At 65.7% G+C, this 13,714-nt stretch carries 10 protein-coding genes; 4 read left to right on the forward strand and 6 right to left on the reverse strand.

The annotated features are described in order from the left end of the window. Positions 1 to 30: 30 nt before the first annotated feature. On the reverse strand, positions 31 to 1,458 hold the full coding sequence (gene aspA / locus AC1DQR_RS25090; RefSeq protein ID WP_416051934.1) for an aspartate ammonia-lyase: 1,428 nt from the start codon (positions 1,456 to 1,458) through the stop codon (positions 31 to 33). Positions 1,459 to 1,806: 348 nt separating this feature from the next. Here aspA and AC1DQR_RS25095 point away from each other — a divergent pair, with 348 nt between their 5' ends. Continuing rightward, a complete protein-coding gene (locus tag AC1DQR_RS25095) occupies positions 1,807 to 2,928 on the forward strand; it encodes an asparaginase (RefSeq protein WP_477133990.1) in 1,122 nt (373 codons plus the stop codon). Between the two features lie 214 nt (positions 2,929 to 3,142). Beyond that, entirely contained in the window at positions 3,143 to 4,108 is a 966-nt protein-coding gene (locus AC1DQR_RS25100) for a LysR substrate-binding domain-containing protein (RefSeq protein WP_174425359.1), read from the forward strand. Between the two features lie 64 nt (positions 4,109 to 4,172). On the opposite strand, the gene AC1DQR_RS25105 is transcribed toward AC1DQR_RS25100, so the two are convergent. From AC1DQR_RS25105 to AC1DQR_RS25115, 3 genes are all read right to left on the reverse strand, one after another. Further along, positions 4,173 to 4,457, reverse strand: a complete 285-nt coding sequence (locus AC1DQR_RS25105; protein ID WP_477133991.1) for an ElaB/YgaM/YqjD family protein — start codon at positions 4,455 to 4,457, stop codon at positions 4,173 to 4,175. Positions 4,458 to 4,638: 181 nt separating this feature from the next. After that, on the reverse strand, positions 4,639 to 6,102 hold the full coding sequence (locus AC1DQR_RS25110; protein WP_477133992.1) for an NAD-dependent succinate-semialdehyde dehydrogenase: 1,464 nt from the start codon (positions 6,100 to 6,102) through the stop codon (positions 4,639 to 4,641). Positions 6,103 to 6,113: 11 nt separating this feature from the next. Beyond that, positions 6,114 to 7,388, reverse strand: a complete 1,275-nt coding sequence (locus AC1DQR_RS25115) for a 4-aminobutyrate--2-oxoglutarate transaminase (RefSeq protein ID WP_416051937.1) — start codon at positions 7,386 to 7,388, stop codon at positions 6,114 to 6,116. A 177-nt stretch (positions 7,389 to 7,565) separates the two neighbouring features. Here AC1DQR_RS25115 and pdxR point away from each other — a divergent pair, with 177 nt between their 5' ends. Both pdxR and AC1DQR_RS25125 read left to right on the forward strand, forming a co-directional pair. After that, positions 7,566 to 9,068 (forward strand): MocR-like pyridoxine biosynthesis transcription factor PdxR, encoded by a 1,503-nt coding sequence (gene pdxR / locus AC1DQR_RS25120; RefSeq protein ID WP_477133993.1) that lies wholly within the window; start codon positions 7,566 to 7,568, stop codon positions 9,066 to 9,068. Between the two features lie 477 nt (positions 9,069 to 9,545). Beyond that, a complete protein-coding gene (locus AC1DQR_RS25125; protein WP_174425354.1) occupies positions 9,546 to 10,589 on the forward strand; it encodes a rod shape-determining protein in 1,044 nt (347 codons plus the stop codon). Positions 10,590 to 10,811: 222 nt separating this feature from the next. Here the strand turns inward: AC1DQR_RS25125 and ggt are convergent, their stop codons facing one another. Next, entirely contained in the window at positions 10,812 to 12,677 is a 1,866-nt protein-coding gene (gene ggt / locus AC1DQR_RS25130) for a gamma-glutamyltransferase (protein ID WP_416051939.1), read from the reverse strand. Between the two features lie 29 nt (positions 12,678 to 12,706). After that, positions 12,707 to 13,555 carry a MurR/RpiR family transcriptional regulator gene (locus AC1DQR_RS25135; RefSeq protein WP_477133994.1) on the reverse strand — a complete coding sequence of 283 codons (849 nt, stop codon included), beginning with the start codon at positions 13,553 to 13,555 and terminating at the stop codon, positions 12,707 to 12,709. Between the last annotated feature and the right edge of the window lie 159 nt (positions 13,556 to 13,714).

Consider the following 13,714-nt stretch of genomic DNA (forward strand, 5'->3'; position numbering starts at 1 on the left):
CTTTGCGCCGGACGCGCCTTGCCCCCCGGATCAGCGTGCGCGGGGCGCCAGGCTCAGCGGGGTTGGCTGCGTCAGCACTTCCGGGCGCAGGATCTGGTCCAGTTCCTCCCGGGTCAGCAAGCCCTTTTGCAGCACGATCTCGTACACGCTGCCGCCGGTGGCATGAGCCTCTTGCGCCACGGCGGTGGCGTTGGCATAGCCGATGTACGGGTTCAGGGCCGTCACGATGCCGATGGAGTTCTCGACCGTGGCCCGCAGGCGCTCTTCGTTGGCGGTGATGCCGTTGACGCAGCGCTCGGCCAGCGTCAGGCAGCCGTTGCGCAGATGGCTCACGCTCTTGAACAGGCTGTGCGCGATGATCGGCTCGAAGGCATTGAGTTGCAGCTGGCCGGCTTCGGCCGCGAAGCTGACCGTGATGTCGTTGCCGATGACCTCGAACGCGATCTGGTTGACCACCTCCGGGATGACCGGGTTCACCTTGCCGGGCATGATGCTGGACCCCGCCTGCATGGCCGGCAGGTTGATCTCGCCCAGCCCGGCGCGCGGGCCGCTGGACAGCAGCCGCAGGTCGTTGCAGGTCTTGGAGAGCTTGACCGCCACGCGCTTGAGCACGCCGGAGAGCTGCACAAAGGCGCCGCAATCCTGCGTGGCCTCGATCAGGTTCGGCGCGGTCATCAGCGGAATGCCGGTGATCTCCTTGAGCCGCTTGAGGATCAGCGGCGCGTAGTCCGGGTGCGCGGTAATGCCGGTGCCGATGGCGGTGGCGCCCATGTTGATCTCGCAGATCAGCAGGGCGGCTTCGCGCAGGCGCTCCTCGTCCTCGCCGAGCATCACGGCGTAGGTGCTGAACTCCTGGCCCAGCGTCATCGGCACGGCGTCCTGCAACTGGGTGCGGCCCATTTTCAGGACATGCCTGAACTCTTCGGCCTTGCGCTCGAAGGCGCGCCGCAGCACGCCCATGGCATCCACCAGCCCCAGGATGCCGAACCAGGTGGCGATCTTGAGGGCGGACGGGTAGACGTCGTTGGTGCTCTGGCCAATGTTGACCTGCTCGTTCGGGTGCAGGTACTGGTACTCGCCCTTGTTGTGCCCCATCAGCTCGAGCGCGCGGTTGGCGATGACCTCGTTGGCGTTCATGTTGGTCGAGGTGCCGGCGCCGCCCTGGATCACGTCGACGACAAACTGATCGTGCAGCTTGCCGCCAAGCAGTTCCGCGCAGGCGGCGACGATGGCGTCGCAGCGGGGCTCGTCGAGCAGGCCCAGTTCGTGGTTGGCCAGCGCGGCGGCCTGCTTGATGTAAGCCAGGGCCTTGATGAGCTCGGGGTAGATGGAGATGGGGGTGCCGGTGATCGGAAAGTTCTCTACCGCGCGCAGGGTGTGCACACCATAGTAGACATCGGCCGGGACCTCGCGATCGCCCAGGAGGTCATGTTCGGTTCTAAAGGTTCCAGCGGTCATTGCATTGCTCCTCGCAAATAGTCATCAGGGAGGAGTTGACTCTAGGTAATCCACCGGCAGGTAGCGACCATAATGCGAATTTCTCATGGCGCGGCGCGAAATACTCATGCGGCACCGCGCTATCGGCAAGGCGCCAGGAGCGGCTGGAGCGCGGCGGGCGCAGGCCTCGCGGGGTGATGATTTTTCCGCATACTTCGCCGCGAATTTTGCATCGCCCTATCAGGGCTTATACGGATACGGGCGCTTTTTGGTTGCCGTATCATCGCCGGCTCATCACCTGTCATCACCTGTCATCACCATTTGGCGGGCACTTACCCAGCGCCTGATATCCAACGCATGGAGAACACCATGAAGCGTTTTGCACGTCTTAATACCCTCAGCGCCTTGCTGCTTGCCGCCAGCCTGACCACCGGCGTTGCCCATGCCCAGCTTGCGCCCTCCGCCCCTGCCGCCGGCGCGCCGACACAGGCCAGCGAAGCCCGCAAGGCCAATATCGTGATCATCGGCACCGGCGGCACCATTGCCGGCGCGGGCGCTGCCGCCACCAATACCGCCGCCTACCAGTCGGCCGTGGTGCCGGTGGACAAGATCATCGCCTCGGTGCCGGAGATCTCCAAGATCGCCAACGTCAAGGGCGAGCAGGTCTTCCAGATCGGCTCGGAGAGCTTCAACAACGAGCGCCTGCTCAAGCTTGGCAAGCGCGTCTCGGAGCTGCTCAAGCAGCCGGACGTGGACGGCATCGTGATCACCCACGGCACCGACACGATCGAGGAAACCACCTACTTCCTCAACCTCACGCTCAAGAGCGACAAGCCGGTCGTGGTGGTGGGATCGATGCGTCCGGGCACGGCGCTGGGCGCGGACGGCGCGCTCAACCTGTACGACGCGGTGCTGGTGGCGTCCAGCCCGGAGTCCAGAGGCAAGGGCACGCTGGCGGTGCTGAACGACGAGATCCACACCGGGCGCGACGTCACCAAGTCCAACACCTTCAAGATCGAGACCTTCCGCTCGCCGTTCGGCCCGCTGGGCTACGTGGTGGAAGGCCGCACGCTGTACTAYCGCMTSCCGGCCCGCCCGCAYACSATGCARACCSAATGGGACATCGACAAGATCGACAAGCTGCCTGAAGTGGCCGTGGTGTATGCCTACGGCAACGTCAATCCGGCCAGCATCGATGCCGCGGTGAAGAACGGCGCCAAGGCCATCGTCTACGCSGCCACCGGCAATGGCAGCGTGGGCGACTACATGGTCGAGCCGCTCAAGGCCGCCCGCGCCAAGGGCGTGCAGATCGTGCGTGCCTCGCGCACCGGCAGCGGCGTGGTGGTCCGCAACGCCGAGCAGCCGGACGACAAGTACGACTGGCTGGTGACCGACGACCAGCTGCCGCAGAAGGCCCGCATCCTGATGGCGCTGGCACTGACCAAGACCAACGACACCAAGGAACTGCAGAAGATCTTCTGGAAGTACTGAGCGAGCACCAGTCGAGTACAAAGCGGGCATCAGTCGAGTACTCGGCGCCTTGCGCTTGTCCGCGTGAGGCCGGGGAGGGAGGTTGCAATTTCGGAATAATGTGGCGCAAAATTTGCATGGCGCTATCGGGCTTCCACCGATTTGTGCAGCGCCGCGCTGCCGTATGATGTGCCATAGACAGCGCGTCCCCCCCTGATGTTGAGTACATTCCATTATGGAAACCAAGTGGCTTGAAGACTTCCTGTGCTTGGCTGAAACGCGCAGTTTTTCGCGCGCGGCAGCCGACCGGCATATCACCCAGTCGGCATTCAGCCGGCGCATCATGGCCCTTGAGGAGTGGCTTGGCGTCAGCCTGGTTGACCGCAGCGTGCATCCGGCAACGCTGACTACGGCAGGCTGGCTGTTCCGCCGGCTGGCCGCCGACCTGTTACGTGACGCTTATGCCGCACGCGCGCTGCTGAGCAGCCGCCAGCCCCTTGCCGAGAGCGACAAGGTCATCCGCTTCTCGGTGGCGCACACCCTGGTCTTTACCTTCTTCCCATCCTGGCTCAAGTACCTGCACGAGCGCTTCGGCTCGTTGAGCGCCTGCGTACATGCGGTGAACGTGCCGGAGGGCGTGCAGCAACTGGTGGATGACGATTGCGACATCCTGTTGGGCTACCACCATCAGCAACTACCGATCCTGCTTGACCCGAACGGCTTCCCGTTCCTGATGCTGGGCGTCGAGCGGATCCTGCCGTTCTCTGCGCCGGACAAGCAAGGGCAGCCGATCTTCCGGCTGCCGGGCACGAGCGCCAATCCCTTGCCCTTCATGGCCTATTCATCCGGGGCGTTCCTTGGCAACGTGGTGGAGATGATCCTGCTCAATGCACCGGAGCCCTATGGGCTGCAGCGCTGCTTCGAGACCCATATGTCGGAGGCCCTGAAGGCCATGGTCGTGGCCGGGCACGGGGTGGGCTGGTTGCCGGAGAGCTGCGTCAGCGACGAGATGAAAGAGGGCAAGCTGGTGGTGGCGGGGCCGGCCTCGTGGGCAACCAGCCTGGATATCCGCCTGTACCGCTCGGCGGCCAGCCCGAAGCCGCTGGTCGATGAGCTGTGGTCCTTTATCAGCCACGTGCGGGATCCGCAATTGATGCTGATGGGCAAGGCCGCGGAATCGAGCGACTGCGGGATGCTGTAAGGCGGGGGCCCGGGCCGCGGTGGTTGGCGGCCCGGGCGGATACGTTGGCGATTGGCCGGGGGATCTATCGTCGGTCGATCAGCCAGCCGATCAGCACGCCGACAGCGGCAGCCACGCCGATGGCCGTCCACGGGCTTTCATGCACATAGTCGTCCGCAACGCGCGCCGTGTGGCGGCTCTTTTCCGCGACCACGTATTGCACATCGGCGATTTTCTTCCTTGCCTTCTTCAGGCGTTCCTGCACCTTGCCCGGCGCATCCGCGGCCGGCGTGCCGGGGGCATTGGTGGCATTGGTGGCAGGCACCAACAGGCTATCGACTTCACGCAGGGCGCTACCGGTATTCGACATTTCCTTCTCCTCGTTGAATGGCTAACGCAATGAAAGACCTGATGGCGTTAATAGGTCCGGCTCATTGGGTTTAGCTAGCATAAGGAACATCCGGTGCGTAAATAAGAGCCAATCAGGATTAGTTGATGGGACCGCCTCCCGGGCGGTCCATGCAGGCCTGTGTGCTGCTTGCGCCCGTAGATCAGCCGAGTTCCAGGCAGAGGTATTTCATCTCCAGGTACTCGTCGATGCCGTAGCTGGAGCCTTCGCGGCCGAGGCCGGATTGCTTGACGCCGCCGAACGGTGCCACCTCATTGGAGATCGGCCCCGTATTGATGCCGACCATGCCGTACTCCAGCGCCTCGGCCACGCGCCACACACGGGCCATGTCTTTGGAGAAGAAGTAAGCGGCAAGACCGGACTCGGTGTCGTTGGCCATGGCGATGGCTTCCTGGTCGTCCTTGAAGCGGAACAACGGCGCCAACGGGCCGAACGTTTCCTCGCGCGCGACGCGCATGGCAGCGGTGACGTCAGCCACCACCGTGGGCTCGAAGAAGGTGCCGCCAAGCGCATGGCGCTTGCCACCGGTCAGCACCCGTGCGCCATGGGCGAGCGCATCGGCGATATGGCTTTCCACCTTGGCGACGGCGTCGGCGTCGATCAGCGGCCCTTGCGTGACGTCGCTGTCGATGCCGTGCCCGGGACGCAGGGCGCTCACCGCGCGCACCAGCCGGCTGGCCACCTCGTCGTACACGGCGTCGTGCACGTAGATGCGGTTGGCGCAGACGCAGGTCTGGCCGCTGTTGCGGAATTTCGAAGCCAGGATGCCGTCCACCGCGCGGTCGAGATCGGCGTCCTCGAACACGATCAGCGGCGCATTGCCGCCGAGTTCGAGCGAGAGCTTCTTGACCGTGCCGGCGCATTGCGCCATCAGCAGCTTGCCGATGGCGGTGGAGCCGGTGAAACTCAGCTTGCGCACCACCGGGCTCTCGCACAAAACCCCGCCGATCTGGACCGGGTCGCCGGTGACGACCTGCAGCACGCCACGGGGCACGCCGGCTTCTTCGGCCAGCGCGCCCAGCGCCAGCGCCGTCAGCGGGGTCTGTTCGGCGGGCTTCACGATCATGGTGCAGCCCGCGGCCAGCGCCGGGCCGGCCTTGCGCGTGATCATGGCGGCGGGGAAGTTCCACGGCGTGATCGCCGCGCACACCCCCACCGGCTGGCGCAGCACCAGCATCTTCTGGCCGGCGCGCGGGCTGGACAGTACGTCGCCGTCCACGCGCTTGGCTTCTTCGCCGAACCATTCAAGGAAGGAGGCCGCGTAGGCGACTTCGCCACGTGCTTCGGCCAGCGGCTTGCCCTGCTCGGCGGTCATCAGTTGCGCCAGGTCTTCCTGGTGCGCCAGCATCAGGTCGGCCCAGCGGCGCAGCACCGCGGCGCGGGCCTTGCCGGTCTGGTCGCGCCAGGCCGGCAGCGCGCGCGCGGCGGCCTCCACGGCTTGCCGGGTTTCGGCGGCGCCGCAGCCCGGGACGGTGCCGACCACATTGTGGGTGGCCGGATTGTGCACCACCAATACGGCGCCGCTGGCGGCGCCGGTCCATTCGCCATCGATCAGGCAGGCGCTGCGCAGCAGCTCGGGTCGTTGCAATGTCAAGGTGTCTCCCATGGTGTCTGCCTTTATGCGGCGATGCCGGCCAGCACCTTCGTCAGCACCACCAGTGCGGCGTCGAACTGGGCTTGCGGGATGGTCAGGGGGTAGAGGAAGCGGATGGTGTTGCCATACGTGCCGCAGGTCAGCAGGATCAGCCCGGCCTCCATGGCGCGCAGCTGCACCCGCTTGGCCAGTTCAGCGCTGGGCTGCCCGGTGGCCGGGTCGTGGAACTCCACCGCGACCATGGAGCCAAGCCCGCGGATGTCGGCGATGCCCGGGCAGGCCTGGCTGGCTTCCTGCAACGCGGCCTTCAGCTGCTCGCCAAGCGTGGTGGCGCGCTCGCAAAGGCGCTCTTGCTCGATGGTCTCGATCACCGCGTGGGCGGCGGCCACCGCCAGCGGGTTGCCGGCGTAGGTGCCACCCAGGCCGCCGGGCAGCGGCGCGTCCATGATGCTGGCGCGGCCGCAAACGGCCGACAGCGGCATGCCGCCCGCCAGGCTCTTGGCCATGGTGATGAGGTCGGGCGCCACCGGGTAGTGCGACATGGCAAAGAGCTTGCCGGTGCGGCCGAAACCGGTCTGCACCTCATCGGCGATCAGCAGGATGCCGTGCTTGTCGCACAGTGCGCGCAGCGTTTGCATGAAGTCCACCGGCGCCGGGTGGAAGCCGCCTTCACCCTGGACCGGCTCGATGATGATGGCCGCCACGCGCTGCGGGTCAATATCCGTCTTGAACAGCGACTCCAGCGCCTGGATGGATTGCTCGGTGCTCACGCCATGCAGCTCGCACGGGAATGGCGCGTGATAGATGTCGGACGGGAACGGCCCGAACCCGACCTTGTAAGGCGCCACCTTGCCGGTCAGTGCCATGCCAAGCAGGGTGCGGCCATGAAAGCCGCCCGAGAACGCAATGACGCCAGGGCGCCCGGTATGCGCGCGGGCGATCTTGACCGCGTTTTCCACGGCCTCGGCGCCGGTGGTGAACAGGGCGGTCTTCTTCAGGCCATCGATCGGCACCAGGGCGTTGATGCGCTCGGCCAGCGCCACGTAGCTCTCGTAGGGCACGATCTGGTACGCGGTATGCGTGAAGCGCTCGAGCTGCGCGATCACTGCCTGCATCACGCGCGGATGGCGGTGACCGGTATTGAGCACGGCAATGCCGCAGGCAAAGTCGGTGTACTGGCGGCCTTCCACATCCCAGAGCGTGGCGTTTTCCGCGCGGTCTGCATAGAAGTCGCACATCACGCCGACGCCGCGGGGGGTGGCAAGGGCGCGGCGCTGATTCAGTTCGAGGTTCTTCATGGGCTCTCCGTGGTGCTTGATATGGCCTGGGCGGCGCTTGCCGGCCGGACTCGGTTTTCGCGGGTGGTCGCTGGTTGTCGCTGGCTGTCGATCGATCGCGATCGCAACGATGCAGTGCATTTCAACTTCCTTTGGCACTACAATCCAGTACCGCATTCACATATCTGATGGTGCCAATTGAGATCGATCTGTGGCGACCTGCTGCTTCAGCGCCTGGGTCCGGACGGTCCCGCAGCCCTTGCGAAACCGTTGAACCGCAGTCTTTACGAGTGCATCCGCGGCGCCATCCTCGATGGCAGCCTGGGGCCCCAGACCCGTCTGCCGCCATCGCGTGACCTTGCATCCGAGCTCGGCATGTCGAGAAATACCGTGATGTTTGCGTACGAGCAGTTGCTGGCCGAGGGCTATGTGCACGCCCGTACCGGCAGCGGCACCTTCGTGGCGGCCACCGCGCCGGAGGCCTATCTCAATGCCAAGGCCAGCCAGGCCAGCAGCGCGCAGGCCCGGGCCATGCCAGGCTTGTCGCCGCGCGGCGTGGAACTGCTGGCCAATGCCTCGGCGTCGCCATCGCAGTGGGGCGCCTTCATGCCGGGCGTGCCGGATGTGACGCGTTTCCCGCACCAGCGCTATGCGCAGATCGCTGCCCGCCTGTGGCGCAATCCGCCGCCCGAGCGGCTCAGCTATTGCCATGGCGGTGGCTTGCCCGCCTTGCGTGAAGCCGTGGCGGCGCACTTGCGGGTGGCGCGATCGGTGCAATGCGACGCCGCCCAGGTGCTGATCACCGAAGGCATTCACCAGGGCATCGACCTGCTGGTCCGGATGCTTGGCATGTCCGGCGAGCACGCCTGGGTGGAGGAACCCAGCTACTGGGGGATTCGCGGCTTGCTGCAGATGAACGGCATCCACATGATGCCGGTCCCGGTCGATGAGGAGGGGCTGACGATACCGGCGGGGAAGGACGCGGGCCTGCCGCCGCGCTTTATCTTTGTCACGCCATCGCACCAGTATCCGCTCGGCGCCGTCATGAGCCTGACGCGGCGGCGCGCGCTGCTCGAATACGCCCGGCGCCAGGGCAGCTGGATCGTCGAGGACGACTACGACAGCGAGTTCCGTTTCTCCGGCCAGCCAATCCCGTCGCTGCAAGGCATGGAACCGGACGCGCCGGTGATCTATATCGGCACATTCAGCAAGACGCTGTTCCCCGGGCTGCGCATGGGCTACATGGTCTTGCCGCGCGCGCTGGCCGGCGCCTTCCAGACCGCGCATTCCGAGCTGTACCGCGCCGGCCACCTGATGACGCAAGCCACCGTGGCCGAGTTCATGCAGGCGGGCGACTATGCCGCGCATATCCGCCGCATGCGGCTGCTGTACGGCCGCCGCCGCGCCATCCTGGCAGGGTTGATCGAGCGCTATCTGGGACCCGAAGCGCTGCACCGGTACGGCAGCAATGCCGGCTTGCACCTGGTTCTCTGCCTGCCGGACGGCGCGGATGATGTGGCCATTGCGGACGAAGCCGGGCGCCGGGGCATCCTGGTGCGGCCACTGTCGCGTTATTTTCTGGGCGGTGCGGTGCAGCAGGGGCTGTTGCTCGGGTATGCGTGCGTGCCGGAGGAGCAGATAGGGCCGGCGTTCGAGGTATTGCTGGGTTGCCTGCGGGACGCGCGGCTGCTGGCGCACTGAGCATGACGATGAGGCTGGCCCCCGGTTCGGTCCCTGACGCCACGGCTTGCGCCGCTGGCCGACGGACGCCGTTTTTGAGCAGGAAGACCTTTGCGCAAGGTATCATTCGTTCCCGGTGAACACTCAGGTCACACGCTGGAGTGGCGCAAGTACGGCTCACGCCACTCATCAGGCCAAGGATGTTCCGGTTGAGGCTCGCCAGCCCTTTTGTGATCCTGGCGCGGTTTCAAATATGTGGCCTATTCAGCGGTTGCCCGGAGGCCGATTTCGCCACTAAGCCACACGACGGCTATGGCCGCCCCCGGGTTTTTGCCGCGCATACAAAGTGACGGAGCGCCGGCCACCGCCGAAGGCCGCTCCGCKCGACGCGCGGCGCATGAAGGTTTCCTGCATGCGCCGCTATTCATAGCCTGCTTGTCGCCAGAACTGGCGCCCGCCGGTTCGCATGCTTGCGAACCACCAGATGAAAGTTTCCTGATGTTTGGATTTCTCCGTAGCTACTTCTCCAACGATCTCGCGATCGACCTCGGCACCGCCAACACCCTGATCTACATGCGTGACAAGGGCATCGTCCTCGATGAGCCCTCGGTGGTCGCGATTCGCCAGCAGGGCGGCCCCAATCCCAGGAAGACCATCGAGGCGGTGGGCAAGGAAGCCAAGCAGATGCTGGGCAAGGTGCCTGGAAACATCGAGGCCATCCGCCCGATGAAAGACGGCGTGATCGCCGACTTCCGGGTCACCGAGCAGATGCTCAAGCAGTTCATCAAGATGGTGCACGACACCAAGCTGCTGCGGCCGTCACCCCGCATGATCATCTGCGTGCCGTGCGGCTCGACCCAGGTCGAGCGCCGCGCCATCCGCGAATCCGCGCTGGCCGCCGGTGCCAGCCAGGTCTACCTGATCGAGGAACCCATGGCGGCCGCGCTTGGCGCGGGGTTGCCGGTGTCGGAGCCGTCTGGCTCGATGGTGGTGGATGTCGGCGGCGGCACCACCGAGGTTGGCGTGATCTCGCTGGGCGGCATGGTCTACAAGGGTTCCATCCGCGTGGGCGGGGACCGGTTCGACGAGGCCATCGTCAACTACATCCGGCGCAACTACGGCATGTTGATTGGCGAGCAGACCGCCGAGGCCATCAAGAAGACAATCGGCTCGGCTTTCCCGGGTTCCGAAGTCCGCGAAATGGAAGTCAAGGGCCGCAACCTGTCCGAAGGCATCCCGCGCGCATTCACGGTATCGTCCAACGAAATCCTGGAGGCGCTGACCGAACCACTTAACCAGATCGTGTCGGCGGTCAAGATCGCGCTGGAGCAGACCCCGCCGGAGCTTGGCGCCGATATTGCCGAGCGCGGCATGATGCTCACCGGTGGCGGCGCGCTGCTGAGCGACCTGGATCGCCTGCTGGCCGAGGAAACCGGCCTGCCGGTCCTGGTGGCCGATGACCCGCTGACCTGCGTGGTGCGGGGCGCGGGCATGGCGCTCGATCGCATGGACAAGCTCGGCAGCTTCTTCTCCTACGAGTAACGGCTCGCAGGTCGCAACGAAGAAGGCTGCCGACAAACCTGCGGCACCAGCCGAAGCCGCGGAGCGGGCCAAAGCCGCGCGCCATGACGACGGCTGTCTCTCCCTCGCCCCTCAGGGGGAGAGGGGAGCACGGCAACGCAGTCCCGGCGCTTCGAAAGCACCGATAGCACCAGCACCAGCACCAGTACCAGCACCAGTACCAGCACTATCGAGCAACCGTGCTCAATCCCCCAATGCCACCCCTTCGCGGCGCGGGTCGGCGCCGCCGGCCCAGGCCCACGTGCCATCGGGGCGCTGGCGGCGCATGATGGCCTGCGTGCCGCTGGTCATCTCGATCTGCGCGACCTCATGCCCACGGTCTTTCAGGCCTTGCACCAGGGCAGGGCTGACCAGGCCGGCTTCCAGTTCCGTTGGCCCGTTGCGGCTGCCGAAGTTGGGCATGTTGATGGCCGCCTGCACGTCCATGTTCCAGTCCAGCAGGCCCACCAGCGTCTTGGACACGTACTCGATGATCTGCGAGCCGCCGGGCGAACCCACGGTTGCGACCAGCTTGCCGCTGTCGCGGTCGAACACCAGCGTGGGCGCCATCGACGAGCGCGGGCGCTTGCCGGGCTGCACTCGGTTGGCGACGGGCCTGCCGTTCTCGCTTGGCACGAAGGAGAAGTCGGTGAGCTGGTTGTTCAGCACGAAACCGCGCACCATCAGGTGCGAGCCGAAATAGCTCTCCACGGTGGTGGTCATGGAAATCGCGCCGCCCGCGTCATCCACCGCGACGATCTGCGACGTGGACACGCGCGGCGGCGAGCGGTCCGGCGCCAGCGCGACTGTGGCGCCAGGTGGCACGCCGGCCTCCGCCTTGTCCATGCTTTCCTCGCCGATCAGGCTGGCGCGGCTTGCCAGATAGTCACGGCTCAGCAGCCCCGCCACATTGACGGGCACGAAATCCGAGTCCGCTACGTAGAGGCCGCGGTCCGCATAGGCCAGGCGCCCGGCCTCGGCAATGGCGTGCACGGCGTCGATGCCCGGCTCGACACCGGCAGGCGTTGCGACCTGTTTCGGCTTGAGCGCGGCGAGCGCGTATTTCGGGTTCCTGGCTTCCAGCGCTTGCAAGGAGCCGAGCATCTGCGCGATCGCGATGCCACCTGACGAAGGCGGCGGCATGCCGCAGATCTTCCAGCGCTTGTAGTCGTTGCAAATGGGCGCGCGCTCCTTGGCGCGGTAGTCCTTCAGGTCAGCCAGCGAGAGCGAGCCCGGGTTGGCGCTGCCGTTGACCTGCTTGACGATCTCACTGGCAATCGGGCCGGTATAGAGCACGTTTGGCCCGCGGTGCGCGATCTCGCGCAGCGTCTTGGCCAGCGCCGGATTCTTCAGCATGGTGCCGACCGGCCTGGGCTTGCCATCCGGCGTCAGGAAGTAGGCTGCCATCTCGGGCGAGGCCGGGAGGAACTTGTCGGCGGCGATCTGCGTATAAAGGCGCGGCGAAATCGGGAAACCCTGCTCTGCCAGCGCGATGGCCGGCTCGAACAGCTTGGCCCAGGGCAGCTTGCCATGCTGGCGGTGCGCCAGTTCCAGCGCGCGCAGCACGCCGGGGGTGCCCACTGAGCGCCCGCCGATCTGCCCTTCGCTGAAGCTCATGGGTTTGCCGTCGGGGCGCATGAAGAGATTCTCGCCGGCGCCGGCGGGCGCGGTCTCGCGGCCGTCATAAGCCTGCACGCGCTTGCCGTCCCAGTACATGATGAAGGCGCCGCCGCCGATGCCGGTAGCCTGCGGCTCAACCAGCGTCAGCACAGCCTGCATGGCAACGGCGGCATCGATGGCCGTGCCGCCCGCGCGCAGGATCTTGCGGCCGGCTTCGGTGGCCAGGGGATTGGCGGCCGCGGCCATGTGCTTGTCGGCGTAGGTGGTCGTCATGCCCGGCCGGTAGCCGGACGAGACTTCCGGTGCCGCGGGCAGGGCAGTTGCCGAGGGAGCGGTTGTGGCCGCCGGCGCCGAGGACACCCCGGTCTGCGTCGAGCATGCGCTTAGCAGGGCGAGCGCCAACGCCAGCGGGCTGCCCCGGCGCATCAATGAAAACTGCTGAGTGGCCATTTCATTATTCTCCTGAAAGGAAAGGCATTCTAGAAATCGATGCTTGCACCCTCGGGGGTGGCAGAGCTGCGTACGGCCTCGATGGCTTCGAGCCGGCGCTTTGCCTCCTCGGGAAAGCGGGCAATGAGCGCGGCAATCAAGGTCTCGCATTGCGCCAGCGCGGGTACCTTGGTATCGAACGGCGAGCCGGTCTGCACAAAACTGCTTAGCGTGGCCGTGGCGAAGCCGGCAATCGGCGACTTCCACTCGTCGGTAAACAGGATGATTCTTGCGCCCTGGCGATGCGCCGCGGCGGCAAAGTCGATGACGCTTTTCTGATATCGGCGGTAGTCGAAAACGACCAGCGCATCGTCAGGCCCGATGTCGACCAGTACCTCGTTCGCCCGCTCCAGGGCAGGCTCGACGAGACGGACCTTGGGCCGGATATGCGTCAGGTGCGACGCGAGCCGCGAGGCCAGGAACAAGCTCGATCGTCCGCCGGTGCAGAACACGGCGGACCGCGCGTTGCCAAGCAACTCGACGGCGGTGTTGAAGTCCTCCGGCGAAGCGTGCTGCGCCACGCGCTCGACCGACATCGCCAGGCTTGCCAGCGAACCCTTCTGGAAGTCTTCTCCGAGAGCTGCGTCGTCCAGCGCGCCGAGGCGCGAGAGCGGCGAATTCATTGCCTCGTCGACCTCCGCCAGGAGCGCTCGCTGAAATGACGGGTAGCCGTCGAATCCCAGCTTCACGACCATCCGGTACACCGTCGGATCGCTGACCCCGGCTTGCCCCGCGAGGTTCGAGATGGAGGTCAGCGCGGCACTTGGGTAGCTGGCGAGCAGCGTTTCCACTACCTTCAGCTCCGACGTGGTGAAGCCGGCGGCCTGGTCTGCCAGCATTTCCCTGATTGATAACCTGGCCAAGCCGCTCTCCGAAAAGGGACTGCCCGGTCACTATGCGGTGCGGCAGTATGACGTAATGAACATTACAGAACGTGAAACAAATCGGAGAATATCATTTGGGTAGCTCGGCAAAAACCGCGTAGAAACCCTCAGTTT

The sequence above is a fragment of the Cupriavidus sp. 05L411 genome, assembly GCF_056398045.1.